This is a genomic window from Streptomyces sp. NBC_01077 (assembly GCF_045162855.1).
Lineage (GTDB): Bacteria > Actinomycetota > Actinomycetes > Streptomycetales > Streptomycetaceae > Streptomyces.
In genome coordinates, this window is record NZ_CP108669.1 from 35,836 (window position 1) to 59,655 (window position 23,820).

Annotated in this window: 19 protein-coding genes and 5 pseudogenes; 12 read left to right on the plus strand and 12 right to left on the minus strand. The window is 66.7% G+C overall.

Going from position 1 to position 23,820, the window contains the following annotated elements; genetic code table 11:
- Positions 1 to 15: 15 nt before the first annotated feature.
- On the minus strand, positions 16 to 327 hold the full coding sequence (locus tag OG462_RS00145; RefSeq protein ID WP_406053440.1) for a hypothetical protein: 312 nt from the start codon (positions 325 to 327) through the stop codon (positions 16 to 18).
- Between OG462_RS00145 and OG462_RS00150 the strand changes: the two genes are divergently transcribed.
- Positions 326 to 760 carry a DUF6892 domain-containing protein gene (locus OG462_RS00150; protein WP_406053442.1) on the plus strand — a complete coding sequence of 145 codons (435 nt, stop codon included), beginning with the start codon at positions 326 to 328 and terminating at the stop codon, positions 758 to 760. The two genes, OG462_RS00145 and OG462_RS00150, sit on opposite strands and share 2 nt — an antisense overlap.
- A gap of 109 nt (positions 761 to 869) precedes the next feature.
- On the opposite strand, the gene OG462_RS00155 is transcribed toward OG462_RS00150, so the two are convergent.
- Positions 870 to 1,622 (minus strand): transposase family protein, encoded by a 753-nt coding sequence (locus tag OG462_RS00155; protein WP_406053444.1) that lies wholly within the window; start codon positions 1,620 to 1,622, stop codon positions 870 to 872.
- A gap of 1,408 nt (positions 1,623 to 3,030) precedes the next feature.
- Between OG462_RS00155 and OG462_RS00160 the strand changes: the two genes are divergently transcribed.
- On the plus strand, positions 3,031 to 3,825 hold the full coding sequence (locus OG462_RS00160) for a GNAT family N-acetyltransferase (RefSeq protein WP_406053446.1): 795 nt from the start codon (positions 3,031 to 3,033) through the stop codon (positions 3,823 to 3,825).
- 428 nt (positions 3,826 to 4,253) lie between these two features.
- On the opposite strand, the gene OG462_RS00165 is transcribed toward OG462_RS00160, so the two are convergent.
- Together OG462_RS00165 and OG462_RS00170 are read right to left on the minus strand one after the other, a co-directional pair.
- Positions 4,254 to 5,099 (minus strand): GNAT family N-acetyltransferase, encoded by an 846-nt coding sequence (locus OG462_RS00165; protein WP_406053448.1) that lies wholly within the window; start codon positions 5,097 to 5,099, stop codon positions 4,254 to 4,256.
- Between the two features lie 347 nt (positions 5,100 to 5,446).
- The gene (locus OG462_RS00170; protein WP_406053450.1) at positions 5,447 to 6,616 is read right to left on the minus strand and encodes an IS701 family transposase; all 1,170 of its coding nucleotides are present in this window, start codon (positions 6,614 to 6,616) and stop codon (positions 5,447 to 5,449) included.
- Between the two features lie 108 nt (positions 6,617 to 6,724).
- Here OG462_RS00170 and OG462_RS00175 point away from each other — a divergent pair.
- The 4 genes and pseudogenes from OG462_RS00175 to OG462_RS00190 form a co-directional block, all read left to right on the plus strand.
- Positions 6,725 to 7,273: pseudogene (locus OG462_RS00175) on the plus strand (winged helix-turn-helix domain-containing protein); the annotation flags it as partial.
- Positions 7,274 to 7,346: 73 nt separating this feature from the next.
- On the plus strand, positions 7,347 to 7,778 hold the full coding sequence (locus OG462_RS00180; protein WP_406053452.1) for a transposase: 432 nt from the start codon (positions 7,347 to 7,349) through the stop codon (positions 7,776 to 7,778).
- Between the two features lie 299 nt (positions 7,779 to 8,077).
- Complete coding sequence (locus OG462_RS00185; protein ID WP_406053454.1) at positions 8,078 to 8,467, plus strand: winged helix-turn-helix domain-containing protein; 390 nt, start codon at positions 8,078 to 8,080, stop codon at positions 8,465 to 8,467.
- A complete protein-coding gene (locus OG462_RS00190) occupies positions 8,365 to 9,039 on the plus strand; it encodes a transposase (protein ID WP_406053456.1) in 675 nt (224 codons plus the stop codon). The genes OG462_RS00185 and OG462_RS00190 overlap by 103 nt, the downstream gene beginning before the upstream one ends.
- A gap of 33 nt (positions 9,040 to 9,072) precedes the next feature.
- Here OG462_RS00190 and OG462_RS00195 read toward each other — a convergent pair.
- Positions 9,073 to 10,143, minus strand: a pseudogene (locus OG462_RS00195) (IS630 family transposase); the annotation flags it as partial.
- A gap of 37 nt (positions 10,144 to 10,180) precedes the next feature.
- Between OG462_RS00195 and OG462_RS00200 the strand changes: the two are divergent.
- The 6 genes and pseudogenes from OG462_RS00200 to OG462_RS00225 all read left to right on the plus strand — a co-directional run.
- Positions 10,181 to 10,326: pseudogene (locus tag OG462_RS00200) on the plus strand (IS5/IS1182 family transposase); the annotation flags it as partial.
- A gap of 837 nt (positions 10,327 to 11,163) precedes the next feature.
- Positions 11,164 to 12,879 carry a hypothetical protein gene (locus OG462_RS00205; protein ID WP_406053457.1) on the plus strand — a complete coding sequence of 572 codons (1,716 nt, stop codon included), beginning with the start codon at positions 11,164 to 11,166 and terminating at the stop codon, positions 12,877 to 12,879.
- A gap of 58 nt (positions 12,880 to 12,937) precedes the next feature.
- Entirely contained in the window at positions 12,938 to 13,984 is a 1,047-nt protein-coding gene (locus OG462_RS00210; RefSeq protein ID WP_406053459.1) for a polyprenyl synthetase family protein, read from the plus strand.
- 196 nt (positions 13,985 to 14,180) lie between these two features.
- A complete protein-coding gene (locus OG462_RS00215; RefSeq protein WP_406053460.1) occupies positions 14,181 to 15,113 on the plus strand; it encodes a UbiA family prenyltransferase in 933 nt (310 codons plus the stop codon).
- 124 nt (positions 15,114 to 15,237) lie between these two features.
- The gene (locus OG462_RS00220; protein WP_406053462.1) at positions 15,238 to 16,665 is read left to right on the plus strand and encodes an isocitrate/isopropylmalate family dehydrogenase; all 1,428 of its coding nucleotides are present in this window, start codon (positions 15,238 to 15,240) and stop codon (positions 16,663 to 16,665) included.
- Positions 16,650 to 17,435 (plus strand): hypothetical protein, encoded by a 786-nt coding sequence (locus OG462_RS00225; RefSeq protein ID WP_406053464.1) that lies wholly within the window; start codon positions 16,650 to 16,652, stop codon positions 17,433 to 17,435. Before OG462_RS00220 ends, OG462_RS00225 begins: the two co-directional genes overlap by 16 nt.
- Positions 17,436 to 17,949: 514 nt before the next feature.
- Here the strand turns inward: OG462_RS00225 and OG462_RS00230 are convergent.
- From OG462_RS00230 to OG462_RS00260, 7 genes and pseudogenes are all read right to left on the minus strand, one after another.
- Positions 17,950 to 18,648 (minus strand): aspartate/glutamate racemase family protein, encoded by a 699-nt coding sequence (locus tag OG462_RS00230; protein WP_406053466.1) that lies wholly within the window; start codon positions 18,646 to 18,648, stop codon positions 17,950 to 17,952.
- A gap of 118 nt (positions 18,649 to 18,766) precedes the next feature.
- A pseudogene (gene tpg / locus OG462_RS00235) lies at positions 18,767 to 19,180 on the minus strand (telomere-protecting terminal protein Tpg); the annotation flags it as partial.
- Between the two features lie 3 nt (positions 19,181 to 19,183).
- Positions 19,184 to 19,417: a hypothetical protein gene (locus tag OG462_RS00240; RefSeq protein ID WP_406053468.1), complete on the minus strand. Its 234-nt coding sequence runs from the start codon at positions 19,415 to 19,417 to the stop codon at positions 19,184 to 19,186.
- Positions 19,418 to 19,469: 52 nt separating this feature from the next.
- A pseudogene (locus OG462_RS00245) lies at positions 19,470 to 19,595 on the minus strand (site-specific integrase); the annotation flags it as partial.
- On the minus strand, positions 19,585 to 20,703 hold the full coding sequence (locus tag OG462_RS00250; RefSeq protein WP_406053470.1) for a hypothetical protein: 1,119 nt from the start codon (positions 20,701 to 20,703) through the stop codon (positions 19,585 to 19,587). The gene OG462_RS00250 and the pseudogene OG462_RS00245, both read right to left, overlap by 11 nt.
- A gap of 575 nt (positions 20,704 to 21,278) precedes the next feature.
- Entirely contained in the window at positions 21,279 to 22,376 is a 1,098-nt protein-coding gene (locus tag OG462_RS00255; protein ID WP_406066269.1) for an IS630 family transposase, read from the minus strand.
- 82 nt (positions 22,377 to 22,458) lie between these two features.
- On the minus strand, positions 22,459 to 23,805 hold the full coding sequence (locus OG462_RS00260) for an IS630 family transposase (RefSeq protein WP_406053472.1): 1,347 nt from the start codon (positions 23,803 to 23,805) through the stop codon (positions 22,459 to 22,461).
- Between the last annotated feature and the right edge of the window lie 15 nt (positions 23,806 to 23,820).

Here is a 23,820-nt window from a genome sequence, read left to right on the forward strand (position 1 = left end):
ACTCACCACGGCCGGTCAGCGGACGTTCAGCGCCTGCATCTCGACAACGCGGACGGTGAACGCGGTCTCCCGGACCTCGGTCAGGGTGCCGGCGTCTCCAAGGGCGGGCGCGGTCCACTCCACCGTCCACGTCGCGGTGGCGCGGCCCGCGTAGCGCTGGTCCGGCTTGTCGTAGGAGGCGCGCTCGTAGAGATGGCCGCATATCGGGGACGAGCCTGAGCGAGGCCGGGCCCGGCCGTGGGGGGCGGCCCCGTCCGCCACCTGCCTGCGCGCGGCCGGGGCCGACCGGACGACCCCTGTCGTACCTCCGTGGTACCCATGTCCCATGCGCCAGTTCCGCGACTTCAACCTCAAGCTGCTCATCATCGAGGAGCTCATGTACGGCCCCGAGCCCCTCCTCCCGGTCTACGACCTGCCTGCGCGGCTGGCCGAGCGGGGGATCGCCGACCCAGCGTCCTACGCCCTGGAGAACGGCCTCCACGCAGAGGTACTGCCGCAGTCCCGGGCCTATTTCGAGGCCCTGGAAATCCCGGCCGAGCTGCTCGCCCGCGTCGAGGAGCTGTGCTTCGACGCCGGGGCGGACGTCTTCCGGCACTGCGCCCCCGCCTGGGACGGCGAGGACGACCTGTTCGACGTCCGCTCGCTCGAGGACCTCTCCCTGCTGCCCAACCTGCGGGAGGTCACCTTCGTGGAGGACGGCGTCCTGGCAGTGCCGGACGCGGCGGAGGTCTTCGCCGCGCGCGGCATCGACACCGACTGAGCCCCCGCATCCGTCAGTCGCCCGCCGCCCCGGGAGGAGAACAGGTGAACGCCGCGGCAGCCGTCAGCACAGCGCTCTCGCCCGTCAGGCCAACCCACAATGAGCTTGTTCAGCGGTGAGTCTCGAGGGTGAGGATGGCTTTGGCGATTGACGTCATCCGGCTCGGGGTGCAGCGGGCTTTGCGGAGGATCCGCCAGGTCTTGACCAACGCGATGGATCTCTCGACGGGCCACCGCAGACGCGGGCGCGCGCGGTTGACGCACTTCTGTTTGAGCGTGAGGTCCTTGCCCGGCCGTCGCCGGTGGGGAACCGCGGCGGTGTCACCGGCTCCCTGGTAGCCGCGGCCGGCCAGGACCGGGATGCCCAGGCGGATGCAGGTGGCGGTGATCCGGTGCCGGCGGGCCGCGGTCAGGTCGTGGGTCCGGCCGGGCAGGGCGGGTGAGATCCACACCAGCATGCCGTCCGGAGCGGTCACCACCTGCAGGTTCACCCCGTGCCGGCGGTGCTTTCCCGAGTAGTGCGCCCGGCCGTCACCGGTCCGGTCGCAGTCGGCAGGAGTCCCGTCCGGCAGCACGTAGCGGGCGTCGGCGGATCTCAGCGCTTCGGTCAGACCGGGGGCGAGCCCGGCGAGGTGGCCGACCACGGCGTGGACATGGGCGTGGGCGGTGCCCAGGCCGGTGGCGAAGCCGGCCGCGAGTTGCCGCAGGGTGTCGTTCTTGCGCAGGTACACCAGTGCGACCAGGGCGCGCTCGGACGGTGACAGCTTGCACCTGCGGTCACCCTCCGCACGGGTGACGATGAGCATCGTGACCCACTCCACCAGGGCATGCGGGACGTCGAGTACGGCACGATATGGAACCACGAGGCCCCGAGTCGAAGAGCTGCGGACGTCAGACATCCCGCTCAACAACTCGAGGGCCTCTCCCGGCACACCACGCCAGCCATCACCCGATCAGTGGCCACATTGAACAAGCTCAATGCGTCCGCAGCGGCCAAGGAGATCAGGCCGCCCCTACGGCCCTGGATGGCACGCTCTGGCATACCAGCAGGCTAACGGCCAGCACCGACACGGTGATAGCCGGTGACCGGCATGGTCCGGGAACTGCAGGGCGCCGGAAGGGTGACTATCAGCCCGCCCCGGTGGTCGGCCATGGCCGACACCGAGATCCTGAGGGTGGTGCTTTCCCACTGGTGTATCCGATCCAGTGCTCCCGGATACACCAGTGGTCCCTTCGCGGCGGGACATTCCGCGAAGGGACCACCGGTGCTGCCGCCTCAGCTGGTCCTGGTCCCTGAAGGGGCAGTTCTCCGCTGCTTTTCCATTGTCAGCGGGCAGAGCAGGAGACGCGACACGGGAGTGTCATGCACGGCTGACAGTTATGGAGCCCGCGGCGCGGCACACTCCGATATGCCCCTTCCGCCCACTACGGTCCTGGCACGAGGTAGCACAGTAAAGCCCGGGGCGGCGACACTCCCGGGGTTCACTGCTGCGGTGCCGGTCGCGGCACAAACCCTTGGACCTGGCGAGTGGAATCCCCCCTTCAGCCGCCAGGTCCAAGGGCCGGCACTCCCCCGGCCGCGGACCAGGCATCCGCGAAGCGTCCTGCTGAGTCCGGCGGCGCCAGCCATCAACCGCGTGCGAAGACACCGAGCGCTTCACCGGCCTGTTCCAGCATGAGCGCGCGTACCCGCCGGAACCAGCAGGCCGTACGCCTCCGGACAGGAGTCGATGAGCTCGTGCCGGGTTCGGGCGGGAAAGGCAACGACCTGACGGGCCACACCGTTCGGAACAGGCAGCCCGGGGACGGTACTCATACCCCGGGCACCGGACCGACCCGGTCTCCTGCAACCCCTCCTGCCAGCCATGAACCCTCAAGACCCAGGCCACGTTTACGCCCGGGTGCGCTCGCCGACAAGCTGGAGTGGGAAGCCGCGTTGAAGGAGGTCGACGAGGGACTGTCCGGGCCTCCTGGTTGAGCTGACCGGCATTGAGCACGTCGAGCCCAGTGGCAGGCCGCGGGCCGCGCCGTGCCCGCCGGAACCTCTCCGCCCGCCGCGCCGCTGGCTCCCGGCCCGCGGGAAACGTCCCTCAGTCACCGGGCATACTCCGGGGGCTGACGGCCCCTGCCGCGGCCGTCGGCGCGTCACACACGCCGGACCGGGCCCGGTGGCCGTATCGTGCGCCTGACCACCCGCCGTGACACTCCGGCCGGCAAGGTGTTCCGGGAGGGACTGTGGAGCTGCGGTCGCATGCCGGGAAGCATGACCACATGTCGGCCCGCCGGTACGCACACACCGACCAGGACGCGGTGCTGGCCCTGCTCCAGGCCGACCGGCTCCCCGGCCTTCCCCCGGCGGCGCCATTCCTGCTGGATCAGCCGCTGTCAGGGCCCGGCGCGGACCTGGCGGAAACCTTCGTCCTCGTCGGCCCGGCCGGCCGGGCCGAGGGGGCGGTCCGCTGCGGGGTACGGCCCGGGGACGATGCCGGGGTGATCTGGTGGCTGCATGGCGGTGAGGATTTCGGCGTGATCGCCTCCTTGCTCGCGCTGGCCCGGGCGCACCTGGGCGAGCGGCGTCCTCTGTATGCCTTCGGCGGGTCCCCGGACGCGGCGGTTCTGCCCGGGCTGCCGGTCAGGCACCGGCCCGTCACGGTCCGGGTCCTGCAGGCGGCCGGGTTCATCCCGGATGGTGCCATCTGGTATTTTCGGCGCCTGGTGGCTGTGCCCAGGCGCCCGCCCGGCTATCCGCTGGCCGAGGTCACCGCGCTGACCGATCCGCCCGGCTGGCGTCTGAAGATGACCGACACCGGCGGCCGGCTGCTGGCCACCGCCGTGCTGCACGCCGCTGACGGCACCGTGGCCCTGGCCCGGCTGGCCGTCCACCCCGCCCACCAGGGCCGCGACACCGGCGGGCGGCTGCTGGCCCAGTGCCTGCACCTGGCTGCCGCCCACCACGCCACCGACGTCACCGCCCGCACCAACGCCGGCGACCACACCGCAGCCCACCTCCTCGCCGCCGCCGGCTTCGCCCTCATCGACACCCCGACCGTCTACCGCCGCCCCTGACCAGCCCGGCCACGGACGCCACCAGCCCACCACCTCAGACTGACCTCCGGCTCTGGCTTCCGGATGCCGATACCGGCGTCCCGGCCCCCTGCCCCGACAGCGGCCGGACAGCACCCGGAGGGCGGCTGATGCGGTCTCTTCGGCATACCGGCCCCGGTCATGGGCCCCGGAAAGTCAGGACGGGGGTCTCCCCCGCGTCCTGGCCCCATCCTTGTGCCGCCGCCCCGTCTGTACGGTCAACGGATGCCTGCGTACGAGCCGGCGCCGCCGCAGGCGCCTGATCGCTCGTAGCGGTTCGGCATTCGGCACGGCCGGACGGCCCCGATGCCCGTCGTGTTTGCGCCAGTTGGAGCACAGCGACTCTGCATGTGAGTCGTACCCGGCTGTGCACGTACGTGAGCTCGTACACAGGGGTGGGGCGGGCCACGTCACAGGCGTCGTTGGTAGACGGTGAGGGTGTCGAGGGCGAGGAAGCCCGCGCCGGCGAGGAGGTGGGCGGCGGGGATGTCGCCGTCGGGGGCGTCGGCGGTGAGGTGGTGGGCACCGTGCTGGGCCGCGTGGCGGAGGCACTGGCTGAGGAGGCGGGTGGCGATGCCCTGGCGGCGGTTAGGGTGGCGCACGGTGAGCTGCCACAGGACGGCCATGTCGGCGGTTTCGGGGGTGGGAGCGCGCAGGATCGCGGTGGCGATGTGGCGGCCGTCGGTGTCGGTGAGTTCCAGCTGCCAGCCTGGCGGGTCGGCGATCGGGGTGACGTCGGCCAGGGGACACTCTGGCGGGGCGGGCGGGGCGGTGGTGAGGTCGCGCAGGAAGTACCGCTGGGCGGAGGCCGGGGAGAAACCGGCAGCAGTCAGGGCGCGGGCGGTGACGGCGCGGTGCTCGACGGGCAGGCCGGGGATGCCGGTGGCGGTGGCCGGGCCGGTACACGCGTACAGCGTCCGCTGGCCCAGATGGGCCCTGGCCACCGTCAGGAGCGCGGTGACGATCTCGAAGTCCTCCCGGCCGTGCAGCTGCACGATCAGCCCGGCCCCGTCGGCGAGCCGCACTCCCACATCCACCACCCCGGCCACTTCGCCGTGGACGTTGCACACGACGAGGATTTCTGCCTCACGCAGCCGCTTTGCGGGCTTCAGCGGGAACTGGCGGCTGGGATGATGCTGTCCGGGCAGCCAGTCGGTGTCGATCAGCGACACCACGGCGGCGTGATCGTCCGGGCTCATGGGGCGGACGGTCAGCCCACTCCCGTCCCGCAACCGGACCGGCATGTTCACGTCCATGGGGCCCACTCCCTTTACACAGGCCGCACAGCCCAGTCCAGCACACCCCTCCCAGAGCCGCACCGCCTCAGGCACATCCCCTGTCCCTTGGACAAGAGATCCTGGCTCTGTTCACGAGAAGCGACTCTGGTCCACTTAGACCCAATACCGGTGATTTAGGTGTGTCTCGGTGTATTGGCCCTAGCACTGCAACGGTCCTTGTTGTGACGGTTGGGCAGTTTCTGGTGGTGTGTGGCCGCGTCGTTTGTAGTGGCTGGCGCGGGCTTGGTGTTGGCGTCTGCGTCGCCAGTGGGACCAGTGCAGGACGTGGTCGATGGGTGCCGGTTGGCGGTGGGTGAGGCGGTGGATCAGGCGTCTGAGGTCGGGAAGGCTGAGGGGGACGAGGTCGGAGGATCCGTTTCTGCTTTCTCCGTATCGAGTTCGCGGGCTCGCAGGACGGTGAGGCAGGCGTGGGCTGCCATGGCCAGGGTCGTGTGGCGGTGCCAGCCGGGGTAGCGGCGGACCTGGTAGTCGTCCAGGCCGCACTCGCCCTTGGCAGTCTGGAAGCATTCCTCGACGGCCCACCGGCTGCCTGCGATGTGGATCAGCTGGTCGAGGGTGGTGTCGGCGGGGCAGTAGGCGATGTAGTAGGAGATCGCCTGGGGCCGGTTCACGCTGCGGCGGGCGATCACCCAGTGCCGCCGGTCTTCCCGGTGCCAGGGACGGACCTCGGCCCTTGCCCAGTCGAAGACCCGTGGGCCGTGGGCGCCGTTGCCGCAGGACCGGCGCTTCCACTTCTGTCTGGGCAGATCGTGGAAGAGGTCGTGGACGGGATGGTCGATGGCCCAGCGGGTGACGACGGTGTCGTGGCGGCTGGTGGCCATGACATGGAAGACATCGGCATGCTCGAGCTCGGTCCGCCAGCTCTTCGAGTAGCCGTAGCCGGCGTCCGCGGTCACCCACCCGAACGGGATCTTCTCCTCGATCGCCCGGCGGACCATCGCCCTGGCCATCGCGACCTTCGTCTCGAAGGCGACCGTGTCGTCGATACCGGCCCGCCGGCACCGTTCACGATCGTCAGTCCAGGATGCCGGCAGGTAGAGGCGCCGGTCGGTCAGCGTCCGACCCAGCGAAGCCGCATAGGCGAGGAAGACCCCGACCTGGCAGTTCTCCGTCCGCCCGGCCGTGCCCGAATATTGGCGCTGGACCCCGGCCGATCGCACACCCTTCTTCAGGAATCCGGTGTCGTCGACGATCAGCACCGCCTCCCGGTCGCCGAGATGCTCGACGACGTACTCGCGAACGTCGTCCAGGACCTCCTCCGCGTCCCAGTCGATCCGGTTCAACAAGCGGTGGATCCGGTCCGGACCCGTATGCCCGGCCTCCTCCGCCAGCGTCCAGCCATTCTTCCGTTCCAACGGAGCGATCAGCCCCTGCATGTACGCAAGCGCCGACTCACGCGGCTCCGACCTGGCAAAACGATGCACGAACCGCTCATGCAGAGCCTTCAACTCACCCGCCCACGACCGGACATCCACCTTTTCATTACTGACTTCAGCTCGTCGGGGTGAATCTGTGTGAAGTCCCTGACGGGTGAAGGCGGGTGGCTGTATCCGTGAGGTGTGAGATATGCAGATGGGGGCGGGCTGACGCCGACGGGGCGCCGGCGTCGGGAGACGGTTCGGATGCAGGCGGCTGAACTGTTCGAGCAGCAGATCAAGCCGTCGGAAGTCGCACGGCGGCTGCGGGTGAGTGTGAAGTCGGCTTATCAGTGGCACCAGTTGTGGCGGGATGGCGGTGTTCAGGCGCTGGCCTCCCGTGGTCCGAGCGGGTCGCGGTGCCGGCTGTCCCCGCGGTCTTTGGAGAAGCTGGCCGCGTATCTGGAGCAGGGGCCGGCCGCGCATGGCTGGGTGGAGGACCAGGTGTGGACCGCCTCGCGGGTGGCCACGCTGATCGGCAGGAAGTTCCATGTCTCCTACAGCGTCTCGGGTGCGACCCGGCTGATGCACCGGCTGGGCTTCAGCCCGCAGGTGCCCGCCCGGCGGGTCGCGGAGCGCGATGAGCAGGCTGTCGCCGTATGGAAGGAGGCGACCTGGGCGGAGGTAAAAGGGCGAGGGCGGCCTGCGGGGGCTACGTCTGCTTCGAGGACGAAGCCGGGTTCACCCGCAGGCCGCCGCGGGGACGGACCTGGGGCCGCGCGGAGTGACCCCGGTTGTCACCATCAGCGGCCGCCGTTCGGGCCGGCTGTCAGTGGCCGGGCTGATTGCAATGCGGCCGGGTTCCCGGACCCGGCTGTGTCACCGCCTGCGGAGTCATCCCGCGGGGAAAAGTGCCCGTCGCAGTATGGGCGAGCGGGACTTCATCGCGCTGATCGACGGTGTCCACCAGCTGGTCGGGGCACCAATCGTGCTGGTCTGGGACCGGTTGAACACCCACGTGTCCCGCAGGATGCAGGCCCTCGTGGCCGAGCGGGCATGGCTGACGGTGTTCCTGCTGCCCGCCTACTCGCCCGACCTCAACCCCGTCGAGTGGGTATGGGCCCACGTCAAACGCAGCCTCGCCAACCTCGCCGTCATGGCCCTCGACCAGCTCGAAGCCCTTGTCCGTAACAGGCTCAAACGCCTTCAATACCGGTCCCACACCCTCGACGGCTTCATAGCGGGGACCGGCTTGACCCTCGTCGAGCAACTATCACCCTGACGAGCTGACGTCAGTAGTTCTGTGGGCGCCGTGGAGTCGTTGGTGGGATCCTGATGCTGTGTCTTTCAAGCCTTCGCCTGTTGTTCCTCCTTTGACGCGGCCGCAGTTGGCCGAGGCCCGGCGTGTGCGGGCGGCTGAGTTGTTCGACCAGGGACGTTCGGGTGCTGTTATCGCGCGGATGCTGGGGGTCAGTGAGCTTCTTCAGCGGTCACTCCAGAGGATGAGTGGCTGGCTGAGGTTGACTGCCCTCTGAGCTGCGGCAGCGCAAAGCTCTCGTGGGCCCAATCGTCACCCGATCGGTGGCCACTCTGAAGAAGCTCAGTGACGAGAGTGTGCGGCGGTGGAAACGGGTCTGGGAGAAAAACGGGGCCGACGCTCTGCGTCGGCGCCCGGCCATCGGGCGTCCGCCCAAGCTGGACGATGCCCAGGTCGAGCGGGTGCGGACCGCCCTGGAGCAGGGCGCCCAGGCACATGGCTTCGAAGCCGATCTCTGGACGCTGGAACGGGTCGGTGCGGTCGTCACGCGGGAGACGGGGGTGACGCTGTCGAAGGCCTCGGTATGGCGGTTGCTGACCGGCCGACTCGGATGGAGTCTGCAGCGGCCCGAACGGCGGGCGGTCGAGCGGAACGAGTCCGAGATTGCCCGCTGGATCGCTCACGAGTGGCCACGCATCAAAAAGGGGCCGTGAACACACGTGCCTGGATCGTGTTCCTCGACGAATCAGGAGTCTCTCTACTGCCGCAGGTCCGCCGCACCTATGCACCCCGCGGCCGCACACCGCTCCTGCGGCACCGCCTGAACTGGAAACGTGCCTCGATGGCCGGGGCCCTGGGATTCCACTCCACCGACCCCGATCGAGGTCCTCGCCTGTGCTTCCACCTCAAGCCCGGCAGCTACGACACGGTCGGACTCATCGAGGTCCTGGAGCAGATGAAGGTGTTCTACCGCGGCGAGCGGGTGGTTCTGGTCTGGGACGGCCTGTCCGCTCACTGGAGCCGGGCGATGCGGGCCTGGGTCGCCGAACAGGACTGGCTCACCCTCGAGCGATTACCCGCTTACGCACCCGAGCTCAACCCTGTGGAACTGCTGTGGTCCTCGCTCAAGAAACGCGAGCTCGCCAACCTCGCCGGCGACCACCTCGCCGATGTCGCCGACGCCACCGAAGCGGGCATCCACCGGATCAACGACAACCCCCAACTGCCCTGGTCCTTCCTCGCTCACACCGGACTCACCATCCACCCACCAACCCCACAGAACTAATGAAAATGTCAAGTAGTGACCTGAGCCAGAGATTCGGTGGCAGTAGGCGGCGACTTTGTCGAGGATCTCGTCGGCGGTCTTCGTCCAGATGAACGGTCTGGGGTGCTCGTTCCAGTCGGCGAGCCAGGCTCGGATGTCGCGTTCGAGGGCCGGGACGGAGCGGTGGACGCCGCGCTTAAGCTTCTTCTGGGTGAGCTCGGCGAACCACCGCTCGACCAGGTTCAGCCAGGACGCACTCGTGGGTGTGAAGTGCAGGTGGAACCGCGGGTGGGCCAGCAGCCACCGCTTGATGTCGGGTGTCTTGTGGGTCGCGTAGTTGTCCAGGATCAGATGAACCTGCAGATCAGCTGGGACTTCTTTGTCGAGCTTTGCGAGGAACTTCTTGAACTCCGCTGCCCGGTGGCGGCGGTGGAGGGAGCCGATCACCTTGCCGGTGGCGACCTCGAGGGCGGCGAAGAGAGTGGTGGTGCCGGCCCGGACGTAGTCGTGGCTGCGGCGTTCGGGAATGCCGGGCACCATCGGCAGGACCGGCTGGGACCGGTCCAGGGCCTGGATCTGCGACTTCTCGTCCACGCAGAGAACCAGGGCCTTCTCCGGCGGGTCGAGATAGAGGCCGACGACGTCACGGACCTTGTCGATGAACAGCGGGTCGGTGGACAGCTTGAACGTCTGCGACCGGTGCGGCGCCAGGGCGAACGCCCGCCAGATCCGCGAGACCGTCGACTGCGACATGCCCGTGGCCGCCGCCATCGACCTGGTCGACCAGTGTGTGGCGTTCTTCGGAGTCTCTTCCAGCGTCTTGACGATGACCCGCTCGACGTCAGCGTCGGTGATCTTCCGTGGGACACCGGGCCGCGGGTCGTCGCACAAGCCGTCCAGACCCCGCTCGATGAAGCGGCGTCGCCAGGTGCGGACCGTGTCCGGAGCGATCCGCAGCCGGCGGGACACCTCCGTGATCGAGTGGCCTTCGGCGCACTCCAGCACGATCCACGAGCGTTGGGCCAGAGCCTGGGCCGTCGTGCGGCGACGTAACCAGCCCTCCAGCACAGCCCGCTGGGCATCAGTGACCGACAACGGCGGAATCTTCGGACCCGGACGACTCATGCCGGATTAACGACGAATCTCCGACTCAGGTCACTAGGAGCAGTTCAACCACGACCACGCACGGCTCAGAGCGCCGGGAGAACGAGCGTTCGCACAGCTGAAGTCCTGGCGGCTACTACGACGAGCCAGATGCTCCACCTACCGCATCGGCGCACCATCGTCCAAGCCGTCCAAACGCTGCTGACCTTCGCTATTCAGGATGAAAGAGGCCCAATCGCCATCAGCACTGTGGGCATTGATCGCCAGCTTCGGTGTGCCCTGGACCAGCATAACTCTTCTCGCAGATTACGATCACAGTTCCCGCTGTCGCTTCCTCGCCGCACCTTGCGAAGGTGGTTGATTGCTCGTGGCCGAGCATCTGCAGCAAGTTGACATTCATTCATTGCTCCTTTATTAAATGCCGTTAGGTGCGGGGTTGCGACGCGGTACCTCGGAGTTTAGGTTCGCCACGCGACGACGCAGCACTGAAGTTAGGCGGTCCGGTTCGACCACTACGTGAGTATTTAGTGCTTATACGCAGATGGGGCAGGCTGTGGGGAACCTCGGCTCCGCCCTGGAGTATCACGCGGCCCGGAGCCTTGCCTTTGTCGTGCCGCCGGTCAGCCAGTGTCGCAGGCTGCGGGTCACGTCCGCTGGAGTGGTGTATCGACGACCACTCGGTGGTCCATGTTGTTGCTATGCGATGAGTGCTTCGGGAACGGCGTCGGCTGTGGTGGCCGGTTCGAGGCCTCCACGCTTCAAGCACCGGACGGACCGCGTGACGGGCGGTAGCCGGGGCAAGCGGACCGTACTCCAGAGGGAAGACCGAACACACACCCACCAGCCGGCGCAGCACGCAGCAAGCGCTGCTTGCTGCTCGCTACGGGAGATCGTGGTCGAGGTCATCTGGACCACGGCCTGTCCAGTGGGGTCGAAGTCCCTTTTCTGGTAATTCCAGCTGCGAGATCTGCAGGAGCAGCCTGAGCGAGCCTTCTACGCCGCCAGCTGCCGACTCTCCCGGAAACGATCAATGAGTAGTCGATGCTCAAGCGTGTGGTGGGATTTTTTGTGGACCCTCGAATGCCAGACACACGTTCCGTGGGCAAATGGATTTCGAGAGGATGCGCATTGTCGAAAGAGCATCCGGGCGCCAGCCGGTCCCGTCCTGCCGAGATCCTGCCTGGCACGGCCTCCCTGGCGCGTGATGCGGATCGTCTTGTCGCAGTCGTTACTGCCGAAGACTTTTCCGGCGCTCTCGCCCCATCGCTGTATGAATCACTCGCAGTTTTCAGCTGCCTACACAGCACTCAAAGAGTGGGAGACTGGAACGAATCATCCATACGCAGTGCGCTCTCCGACGTCATAGCGAAGCAGGATCAGGAGGGCTGGTGGGGAAGTGATCCGCGCGTTCCGTTCCTTCCGGATCGGATAATTACCACCCTTGCAGTGATCGATGCGGCAGACGTCCACGGCGTTCTTCCCGATTTGGTATTCCAACGGGCGCGTCGATTTCTCGTGCAGTTTGTCGTCCCCTCGCTGAAGTCCAAGGAGAACAAGAAGCCGATCGCTTACGACGCCCTGGCGTGCGAACTCCTGACTCGGCTGGCTGCACGGGGGCGCCCGATCCTCGACCAGGAGCAGCTTTCCGGGATATCTGCTCGCTGCCGCCGAGCGATCGAGGGAAAGGGTTCGCTGCTTCTCGGAGGACCAAGCACGATTCACAGCATCCTGGACGCTCTCGGCAGTGCGGGTGTCGACTGGCTTTCCGTTGCGCGCTTCCAAGATGGAAACGGCTCGATGGGCAGCTATCCGTCTAGTACGGCTGCGCTCGTGCGCAATATTCCCGGCGATTCGCGGCACGCCCTCGATGCCTCGCGATACCTTACCCGGGCGATGAACGACCGCGGTGAGGTTCCGCCGTTCTTCCCGTCCGAGGAGTTCGAGCGCTGGTGGGTCCTGCTTGCTCTTGCTCAGTCACCCCTCAGGGGGCGCTGCATGGTGCCTGGCATCGATGTCGGCGGTGTTCCGCCTCAAGGGGTGGCCGTCAGTTCATCCTTCGCTCTGCCCGATGTGGATACCACGGCCATGAAGGCTGCCACACTCCTCAGTCTCGGCTACAACGTCAATCTGGATTTCCTGGAGCGCTTCCACGTTGACGGTGTGTTCATCTGCTATGAGAGCGAGCGGAGAACGTCCCCCAGCGCCAACATTCATGCGGCTATGACGATCGCGATGGCACCCTTACGGCACTATACCGTCGAACGGGCGAGGATGTTGAAGAATGCCCTTTCGCCGGTGATTCAGGCCATCAAGGACGAAGGATTAGTCGAAGACAAGTGGCATCTGTCTGACATTTATTCGACAGCACATGCAGTCGAATTATTTGCCCTTCTCTCATCTGGCTCAAAGCCTATTCCGGGAGTTCATCGTCAGAGCCTCTTGGAACTGATGCACACGTGCATAAAGTACATACTATCCCAGCAGCACGATGATGGCGGTTTCGGCTGTGGTGCATCGACTGTGGAGGAGTCTGGATACGCAGTCCGTGCTTTATGTATAGCCAAATTGAACAACCTATTCGATATTCCTGAGGCGATCCTAGCGGCTGCCGGAAGATTTCTGGACGGGGCATCAGAAGAGGGCGACCCTCCTCTGTGGATGGGGAAGACCCTGTACCGATCCCCTCTCATCGCCGGTGCGCAACGGGTGAGCGCACGCGCATGGCTATCGGCCACAGGCGTCAGGCCCAGGGAGTGACGAAGGGCTGCTGAGGCAAAACGAAGGAGATCGACAACGGAGAAGAGGAAGATTCACGATGAACCACGCATTGCCCGCCGACCTTGCTGCACCGTCATGGCTTGAGCAGGGAAGGGCCCTGTGTGTGCCGCCGCTGAAGGACGCAGTAGCCAGACTTGCCTCCCCCATGGGCCGCATCGCCTCCTACCACTTCGGCTGGACCGACCAGCACGGTCGACTGGTCGGCGGACACGGAGGAAAAGCCGTGCGAGCGGCGCTAGCGGTGCTGTCTGCAGAGGCCGCCGGGGCCGAGCGGACCGTCGGCATCCCGGGCGGCATCGCCGTGGAGTTGGTTCACAACTTTTCTCTTCTCCATGACGACTTCATGGACCGTGACACGGAACGACGCCACCGGCCAGCCGCGTGGACCGTCTTCGGCGGGACCTGGGCCGTCCTGACCGGGGATGCGCTGCTCGCCCTCGCCCCGCAAGTGCTGTGTGAACAAGCGCCCCCTTCAGCGGCAGCCCGGGCCGTCAAGCGCCTCACGGCTGCCAACTGTCAGATGGTCGACGGGCAGGCGCGCGACCTGGCCTTCGAACAACGTGACCACGTTGACATCTCGGAGTGTCTGCAGATGGAGGCGGAAAAGACCGCCTCGTTGCTCGGGCTTTCGGCTTGCATAGGCGCCGTACTGGCCGCCGCCGACGACACCGTGGTGGGGGCGCTCGAACGATACGGTCACCACCTTGGCATGGCCTTCCAGGCCGTAGATGATTTGCTGGGCATCTGGGGGCCGGCGGGCACGACAGGGAAAACCGCCTGGAGCGACTTGCGGCGCCGGAAGAAGACGCTCCCTGTCGTCGCCGCTCTCGCCGAAGGCGGAGGCGCATCACGTCAACTGGCGGATCAGTTGGCGGCCCCGGCAGACAGAGGCACTGAACCTGACTCGTTGCTCGCATTACGTGCATTGCTTATCGAGAAGGCAGGAGGCCGGGCCTGGACCGAGCGACAGGCTCGCTGGCACCATGAGGCCGCGCTCAATGCGCTCGACGAAGCTCCGATACCGCAGCGCACGCGAAGACAACTATCCGAGTTCAGCGAGTCCCTGATGGGCAGAGTCAGATAACCCAGAGTGGAAGGCTTCTGGGAATTTCGGAACGGCATCCCGTTATGACCGACGCCGTGTCACGCACACCCAATTTCGTTGAACCTGACACGCACCGAGGAGGGCCCACTTGAATGCAATTTCACGCCGAGCCGCCACCGTGAAGCACCCAACCGGGACCCTGCTGCAATCGTAGACATGATAGACCGGAGGAGCCATGGCCGAAAATAGATACCTCTCTGTGAATCCGCCACGAAGGATAGCGGCTTACGCAAGGCTCCTCAAGATTAACGTTCCCGAACTGTCCCTATATCCTCTGATTTCGTTCGGTCTCACGGCTGTCCATATCCAAGAAGCACGCTACTGGCTGATCAATTCCGGGTTTCTCCTGTTTGTGTTCTGCTGCTCAGCCCTGTCCATCTCCCTGGATGACTTGAATGGGTACATCGATGGAGTCGATCGACTCGACACGCTAAACACCAAACGTAACATCACCAAGCCACTGCTTACCGGAGAACTCGAACAGTCTGATGTCCGACGTGCGGCAGCATGTGCAGTATTACTGGGGTGCCTGCTCCTTGTCCTCGTGTCCACCCAGACCCGTTACCCGGCGATCTCCGTCCTGCTCATGGTAGCTTTGATGCTCTATTCGGCCCAGTACTCGGCAGGTCTGAAACTGAGCTACCGGGGGCTTGGTGAGGTAGTGCTGATGCTCGGGATACCAGCGTCCATCTGCCTTCCCGTCTGGCTGCTGGCGGGTTCGGTGCCTCCGGGTGCCATTATGGTGGCCGCCATGATGGGCCTTCCCTATGCGGCTCAAATAGTAATCTCCAATCTGATCGACCATGACGGCGATAAGGATGCAGGTCGACTCACCCTTACAATTGTGATGGGCCCGAAAAGGGCTGCGGCCCTCCTTCCCGCGTTCCTACTCGCCACCTTCTGGATGATCTGGCTTGCGGGTTTTTACTGGCACATTCTCCCAAGGTTAGCCATCTGCTGGATTGCCCTACTCCCGCTCCACGTGAGATACATTGCCCTCATTCGTAATTCGAGGTACGCAGATGCTCGTTTGCTTTCCTTTAAGGGGATACGGTTCAAGCTCCTTCTCGTGACCGTCTCCACGCTTCTAGCCGGTATCGCCCTTTGACAGTGGGCGTTCCACTAATGTGGCACGAAACAGTCGACATTGTTTCGGAACAATCTCTACAGTCCCTTTACCGGACATGACAACCCGCGCTTCGTGCAGAGCGCGATCACTTTGAGGACATGGCGTGACATCGGTCAAGAAGGTCGCAGTACTGCCGGGCGACGGCATCGGGCCTGAGGTTGTGGACGCGGTGCTGCCCGTGCTGGACCTGCTCCAGGTGCCGGTCGAGCTGACGTACGGCGACATCGGGTGGGAGTACTGGCGGCGCGAAGGCGACCCGGTACCGGAACGAACCTGGGAGCTGCTCGACACCGTCGACACATGCCTCCTGGCCGCGATCACCAGCAAGCCACCTCGCGAGGCCGAGGCCGAGCTCGCCGGCAGTCTGCAGGGGCAGGGCATCCGGTATGTGTCCCCCGTGATCCAGCTGCGACAGCGGTTCGGGCTGTTCGCCAATGTCCGCCCGGTGGAAAACCTGCAAGGACATGGCCGCCCGTATCGCTTCGCGTTGATCCGGGAGAACACCGAGGGCATGTACGCCGGTTTCGACTACACAGGTGACGTGGTTCCGGCCGCACTGCGTTCCATGGTCGGGGGACACGCAAACGTCGTCGCCAACGCCGGGCAGGACCTCGGGGTCTCGCTCCGGCTCGTCACCCGCCTCGGACTGGATCGCCTCCTGCGTTTCTCCTTCGCCTACGCCCGAGCCCATGGCCACTCTCTGCTGACCTGGGTCGACAAGCCCAACGTCCTGCGGAGCAGCAGCGCGCTCGCCCGGGAGGTCCTCGAAGAGGTGACCGCCGAGTACCCGGGCATCGCGGTGGAGGTACAGAACGCCAACGCCGTGGCGATGTGGATGGTCGAGCAGCCGGAGCGCTTCGGCGTCGTCGTCGCCGAGAACATGTTCGGCGACGTGCTCTCCGGCCTCGGCGAGGGCGTCGTGGGCGGCCTAGGGCTGGCGCCCAGCGGCAACTATGGACAGCACGGCAGCTACTTCGAGCCGGTCCACGGCAGTGCCCCGCACCTGGCCGGCGCGGATTGTGCCAACCCCTCCGCCATGCTGCTCGCCGTCGGGATGATGCTGGAACACCTCGGGTTCAGCGATGCGGCTCTGGAGATCCCCAAGGCCGTACGTTCCGTACTCGCCCGCGGTGAGTCACTGACGTTCGACCTCGGTGGTGGTGCCGGTACCAGGCAGTCAGCCGATGCGCTCCTGGCCGCCTGCGGCCCGGGTTCCGCGCAGCAGCCGACCGCCGCGGTCCTCACCGTGGGCGACGAGCTGCTCAGCGGAGCAGTGGAGGACACGAACACCACCCAGGCGGCACGACTACTGACCGGGCACGGCTTCCGCGTCCGGGCGACCGCCACCACCGGTGACCCGCTAGCCGACATCACCCGGACCGTACGGGGGCTGCTCGGCCACGACCTGCTCGTCGTCATCGGCGGTCTCGGCCCCACTTCGGACGACCGGACCCGCGAAGGCGTCGCCCAGGCCCTCGGTGTCCCCTGGAGCACCACGCGGAGGCGTGGACGGCTGTGCAGCACCGGCTGAAGCGGTTCGGGCTCGCGGTCCACCAGGACAACGAGCGCCAGGCGTTCTTCCCCGCGGGCAGCGAGCCGCTTCCCAACGCGAACGGGACCGCCTGGGGATCGTCCACCACAGCGGACGGCACCCGTGTCGTGATGCTTCCCGGGCCGCCCCGCGAGTGCATGCCCATGCTCCAGGAGATTCTCGACCGCATCGCCCCGGCGAGCAAACCGGCCGACCACCCGCACTGGCGGACCCTCGGACTCATCGAGGCCGACGTGGCCGCCCTCATCGACCAGGCGGTCCAGGCCGAAGGGCTCACGTTGACGCCCTCCTATCTCTGGGCCTATCCGTACGTGGACATCGCCCTCCCGGTCGCAGTGGGTGAACATCCCGACCTCGAAGCGCTGATCGACCGGATCCTCGCCGGCCACGTCGTCAGTCGTCGCCGGCTGACTGCGGCCGAGGAGCTGCGGATGCACCCGGGAAAGCCGGTGATCAGCCTCGACGACCGGCTCACCGACGGGCTGGCAGCCGAGCGGCTGGCGAGCGCAGCAGACGCCGGTATCGCAGTGCGGGCCTGGAGCGACGAGCCGCTGACCGTCACGGACGGCCAGGTGTGGGACGGCACGGTGACCATGCACTGCGAGGTCCGCATCAACGACCTCACCCGTACATACGCCCTGACCGCCCCGAAGCGTGGCCCCGAAGTGGTCGACATGGCAACGGACTTCGTGGCCTGGTCCGTGCTGCGTGCCTGCGCCGGAGAAGGAGACGCCCATGCCGACCGCTGACCACGCAGCCCCTGACGCGCCACTCGGCGAAGAGATGCTGACCCGCCTGGAGCACCTCGACACCGCCGCGCTCTCCGACGCGCTGTACAGCCTGGCCCTGGGCGGAGTGCTTCCAGGTATCGCCGCGCGTGTCCGGGGAGCCGTCTGCGTCGGCCCCGCCTACACCGTCCGGTACCGGCCGGCGCGGAGGCGGCGGGGTTCCGCAATGCGGCGAACTGCATCGACGATGTGCCCGCCGGATCGGTCATCGTTTCCGACAACGGCGGCAGCTGGAATGCACCACCAGGGGCGGGCTGCTGACTGCTGTGGCCATCGGGAGCGGCCTCGTGTCGCACCCGAAGCACGTTAGTTGTCACCCCTGCCACTTCCGACCAGGGTCTTCCCGTCTCGCGAAGCAGGCCAGTTGTCACCATCGCGGCAGACCGCTTGTCACCAGTGCTGAGTTTGCCAGGTCGCTGTCACCGCTCGGTGGAGCTCTCGAACAGACCCGGCCGGCCAGGCGTAGCCGCCTGGGTTACCGTCCGGGCGCGAGTGCCGCCGCAACAGCGGCCTCGGCGTGCAGGCGGGTGGTGGCGAAGACAGGAACGATACTGTGCTCCGGGCCGACAAGGAGCTCGATCTCGGTGCAGCCGAGGATGATGCCCTCCGCGCCGGAAGCCACGAGTCGGCTGATCACCTCACCGTAGGCCGCTCGGGATTCCTCCCGGATGATGCCGAGGCACAGTTCTTCGTAGATCACCCTATGGACGATGGCCCGGTCGTCCGCGTCAGGCACCAGGACCTCCAGGCCGTGCCCGGCCACGCGGTCGCGGTAGAAGTCCTGCTCCATGGTGAACGCGGTGCCCAATAGCCCCACTCGGCGCAGGCCCGCGGTCCGCACTGCAGCCGCCGTCGCGTCGGCCAGATGCAGCAGCGGAATGTCTACTGCCGCCACCACCTGGTCGGCGACCTTGTGCATGGTGTTGGTGCAGATCAGCAGCAGGCCCGCACCAGCGGCCTGCAGGGACCGGGCGGCGTCAGCGAGTACTTCGCCGGCGTCATCCCAGCGCCCGGCCACTTGCAGCCGCTCGATCTCGGCGAAGTCGACCGAGTACAGCACGCACTTGGCCGAGTGGAGGCCGCCCAGCTGCTCCCGGACTCGCTCGTTGAGCAGCCGGTAGTACTCGGCCGTCGACTCCCAGCTCATGCCGCCAATCAACCCGATGGTCTTCATGCCCTACTCTCGCACGCGCTTCGCTGGTCCCGCGGTTGAGGGTCTGGGTGACAGTATCGCTACCTTTGTGACAGCTATCACGTGCTTCGGCTCAGTGCGGGAATTCGGTGGTCATGTATTCGCTGGCTCCGGTGTCGCGGGCGTCGAACAGGCGCTGCGCGTACGCGGCGCGGCGGAGGCGGCCGCCGTCGGTCGATCCGGCTGACGACTCGTAGCCGAACCGGGCCCGGGTTTCCACCGTGATCCCGGTAGCGACGGCCTGTTTGCACCGGCGCTTGCGCAGCATCGGCTGCCACCGCTGCCGTACGGCGTCGTCGATCTCTGCGGCGACATCGGCGCGGGGGTGCTTGCGGGCGCCGCGCCGGTAGCGGTTGACGGAGTCGGCGGTGACGCCGAGCTCCTGGGCGACGGCCTTGGCGCTGCCGAGCTGCTTGAGCAGGCAGCTGATCTGGCCCTTGAGTGTCTTCGGTGGCTCCCAGGTGAACGCTTCCCGGTCGGCCCGCTCGATGGCGTCCTCGATCTTTCCCGCCACGGTTCAGCTCCCTTCGGGGGTGGGGTCCTGGCCGGCGGGGTCGACGAGCCGGAACCAGGTCTCGCGCGTCTCGCGCAGGTCGCAACGCCACAGTTCGAGCCGCGGCGAGGCCCAGCGGGCGCGCAGGGAGAACTGGACCGCCTCCATGCGCGCCTGAAGGCTGTCCAGCGTCCGCTCCAGCTCCGCGTCGGCATCCAGCGACGGCGCCCCGCCGGTGGTGGTGTTCGCGGGGGCCACGGCTACTCGCCCTCGTCTACGACGGCGTCGCCGCCCTTGATGCCTCGCGGGGCGGCCCGCGGGTGCGACCCCGGATCAGCCTCGGCAGCAGCCGAGCGGTGCCAGCGTCCCAGTACACCGTCTCCAGCACGAATTCCTCACGCGCTGCATCCCGACGTCTTCCTCGGCTACTTCGCCCAGATCGGCAGGCGTGGCTGAAAGAAATAGCCGGTCTTCCTGGCGACGTTGATGGCAGCAGTGGCCGAGCTGTCGGAACCGACCGGGATGTGCGGGTAGACGCAGTCGACCAGGTCGTACGCCGTCGCGTCATCGGCTCCGGAGCCGACCACCGCACAGATCGGCCTGCTAGATCTGCCGGCCTCGGTCCATACCCCGGGCCAGTCGGGGTGCTGGTCGGTGACGTATACGTCGCAGTGCTGGCACGGGACCTGCTGCTCCTTGTCGGTCAGCGTCCCGGCCGGGCGGGCCTGAGCGGCATCGAGGACGTGGCCGACCCGCTCCGTGGCCTTGCCTCCGAGCCGGGAACGGTCGCACACCGGCCCGTATTCGTTCTCCATCCTGACAAGCACGCCCGGCCAGTGCGGGTGCCTGCCGGTCACAGGCGCACCGCAGCCGGCGCACCCGCGGGCGGACAGGCCGTGCTCACGGAACAGGGCGAACGTCTCCTCTGGCAGCGCAACGCACAGGTCGCTGCCGGGGCCGTCGGCGAGCGGCGCCAGGTCGAACAGCGGCAGCTCCTTCTCCGCCAGGCACACGTCCTCCCAGGTCCGCATCCCGGCCACCGGCAGGCTCTGCGCCCAGCCGATGCGCGGCACGCTCGTGGTCGACGGCCGCTGGACCACCTCGAGCCCGAGGCAGCATAGGTCCTCGGGCACGTACGCGGCCAGGACGCCGCGCAGCTGCTCCACGGCCTGGTCCTGGTCGTCGGCGTCCAGCCAGCTCGTCTTCATCAGATCCCGCAGCGCCTGCCGCGGGTACAGCACCACCTCGTACCGCCAGCTGTCCTTGACGTGGCGCAGACTGCGCTCGTATTCGCCGGAATCGTCGAAGGAGAAGCACGACAGCACCCCGCCGGCCTCCTCCGCCGCGGCCACCGCGTCCTCGACCGTCGCGTAGCTGTCGGTGAAATCGCCCCACGGCGTCGCCAGCGGTCCGAAGAGAAAGTCGTCCATCGACGTCAGCTGCGGCAGGCTCGCCGCCACCGCCGCGGCGTTCCGTGAGGCCGCGGCCTTGCGCTGCTTGGCCTGCTTAGCCGACCGCTTCTGCTGCGCTCTTTTCCCCATCATGCCCGCCTATGCCGAAGTTGCTGCTACATCAACCGGTAAACGGGGAATCACGAGATTCGTCACGCGTCCACAGCCCGGCGGCCCTAAGGTGTGGCGCTGCTCCTCCCACGATGTTCTGACGCGCTCGCCGGGGCGGCGGCCAGGTCGCGCCATCCACTCGGTCCGGCCGGCGGCTGTGTGCTTCGCCCGGTGCGCCTCGGCGACGTACGCGTCCCTCGCCGCGGTGAACTCGCCCGGCTTCAACCCGTACAACTCATCGGCGGCCTGCTCGACATCCACATCCTGACCTGTGCGCCGCCCCGCGCACGGAGCCGAACTCCGCCAGGTACGCGCCGCTCACCCACTCGGCGCGAGCACCTCGCCCCTCCGTCCGACTTATAGGAAGATGCGGCAGGCCCTCGCATTCCATACCGTCAGGAAACGGCCTCCGATTGGACGGAGCGCCTCTGGCGGCCCGGCGCCCGTGATCCTGCCCCCGATCGCAGACGCCGGGCCGGCACCGCGCCACGACCTCGGCAGGCCGAGAGGCAACTCGCGGACACTGAAGATCAACCCGGCTCTGCCGATCCCGACCGCTAGTGTCCTGCGCCGGAGATCCGTTGGCAGAAACGGGCGAGTGAGTCGAGGATCTCTTCGGCTGTTTTGGTCCAGGTGAACGGGGTCGGGTTTTCGTTCCACTGCTTGACCCAGGCGCGGATGTCGGCTTCCAGGGAGCACACACTCTTGTGGGCGCCTCGCCGGATCTTCTGGTCTGCGAGGAAGCCGAACCATCGCTCCACCTGGTTGATCCAGGAGGAGCCGGTGGGTGTGAAGTGCAGGTGGAACCGTGGGTGTTTGCCCAGCCACGCCTTGATTGCCGGGGTCTTGTGGGTGCCGTAGTTGTCGCAGATCAGGTGGACCTGAAGGTGCCCGGGGACCTCTTTGTCGATCTTGATGAGGAACTTCTTGAACTCCGCGGCCCGGTGCCGGCGGTGCAGTGAGGTGATGACTTCACCGGTCGCGACGTCGAAGGCTGCGAACAAGGTGGTCAGACCGTTGCGGACGTAGTCATGAGTGCGGCGCTCGGGCATGCCGGGCATCATCGGCAACACCGGCTGAGAGCGGTCCAGAGCCTGGATCTGGGACTTCTCGTCCACCGACAGCACCACCGCTCCTTCGGGCGGGTTGAAGTACAGCCCCACCACGTCGTAGAGCTTCTCCACGAACAGAGGGTCCGTCGACAGCTTGAACGTGTCGCTCAAATGCGGCTTGAGCTGGAACTTCCGCCAGATCCGGCCCACTGTCGACTTCGACAGGCCACTGCGGTCGGCCATTGATGAACGCGACCAGTGAGCGGCGTTCCTCGGGATCTCTTCCAGCGTGCCGACCACGACCGCCTCCACCTGATCAACGCCGATGGTGGGCGGCCGGCCCGGCCGGGGCTCGTCGACCAGCCCGTCCAGCCGGGCCGCCAGAAACCGCCGACGCCATTTTCGGACCGTGTCGGCCGCGATGTGCAACTCCCGCGCCACCACGACAATCGGCGGCACATCAGCACCGGCACACGCCAATACGATGCGGGCCCGCAAGGCCACTGCCTGCGCAGATGACGCCCTGCGGGCCCAACGCTCCAACACCACACGCTCATCGGGCGACAACAACAACGGTTCCAACTTCGGACCGCGACGAGGCACCGGCACATCCGCAGAAGCATGCACAAACTAACGATGGATCTCCGGCGCAGGACACTAGTGTTCTGCGCCTGAAATCTAGGGGCTAAGTATCTGCATGTTTCTGGTTGGTTGGTGGGGTGACCTTGGTGAGGTAGTCGGCGAGGGATTTGAGGATCTCGTCGGCGGTCTTGGTCCAGGTGAACGGCCTGGGATTCTCGTTCCAGGTCGCGATCCACTCCTTGATGTCGCTCTCCAGGGCCTTGACGGAGGTGTGGACGCCGCGGCGGATGAGTTTGTCGGTCAGCAGGCCGAACCAGCGCTCGACCTGGTTGATCCAAGAAGATCCCGTGGGGGTGAAGTGCACGTGGAAGCGGGGGTGTCTGGCCAGCCACCTTTTGATCTCAGGGGTGTTGTGGGTGGCGTAGTTGTCACACACGAGGTGCACGTCGAGCTCGCGGGGCACTCTCTTGTCTATCGTGACCAGGAACTTCTTGAACTCGATCGCGCGGTGCCGGCGGTGCAGTTCACTGATGACGGTGCCGTCGGCGATGTTGAACGCGGCGAAGAGGCTGGTGATGCCGTGCCGCAGGTAGTCGTGGGTGCGGCGCTCGGGCATGCCCGGCATCATCGGCAGCACGGGCTGCGAGCGGTCCAGGGCCTGGATCTGGGACTTCTCGTCCACGCATAGCACCACGGCCCGCTCTGGCGGATTGTGATACAGCCCGACGACATCGACGACCTTGGCCACGAACTGCGGGTCGGTCGACAGCTTGAAGGAGTCCTGCAGGTGCGGCTTGAGGTCGAACCGCTTCCAGATCCGGCCGATCGTCGATTTCGACAGCCCGGTGCGAGCGGCCATTGAAGCCCGTGACCAGTGGGTGTCCTTCCCCGGGGCGGATTCCAGGGTCGCCTCGATCACATCTTCGACCTGGTCGAGGAGGATTGAGGGCGGCCGGCCGGTCCGGGGCTCATCCTGCAGACCTTGCAGGCGTTCGGCGATGAACCTCGCCCGCCACCGGTCCACGGTCGAGGCATCGACACCGAGACCGGCCGCGGCCTGCCTGTTCGTCCCACCCTCCGCGCAACGCAGCACGATCTTCGCGCGCAATGCCAGGTATTGGGCGGTCTTCGCCCGCCGGGCCCACCGGACCAACTGGTCCCGCTCGGCCTCGCTCAGAACCAGATCGGCCTTCGGCCGGCCAATCCGAGCGGCATCCTCCAGCCCGGACATCCCCTCGGCGGCAAACTTCCCACGCCACTTCCTCACCGTCGCGACGGTCACCCCGACCTCCACCGCCACCCGCGAGTTCGGCATCCCCTCCGCGCACGCCAACACGATGCGCGCCCGCTCCGCGAACCGCGGAGCAACCGCCCCACTCGCCCAGCGGGACAACTCGGCGCGCTCTACATCGGACAAACGGACTTCAACAGCTCGAGGACCCGGCGACATGACAACAGGATACAG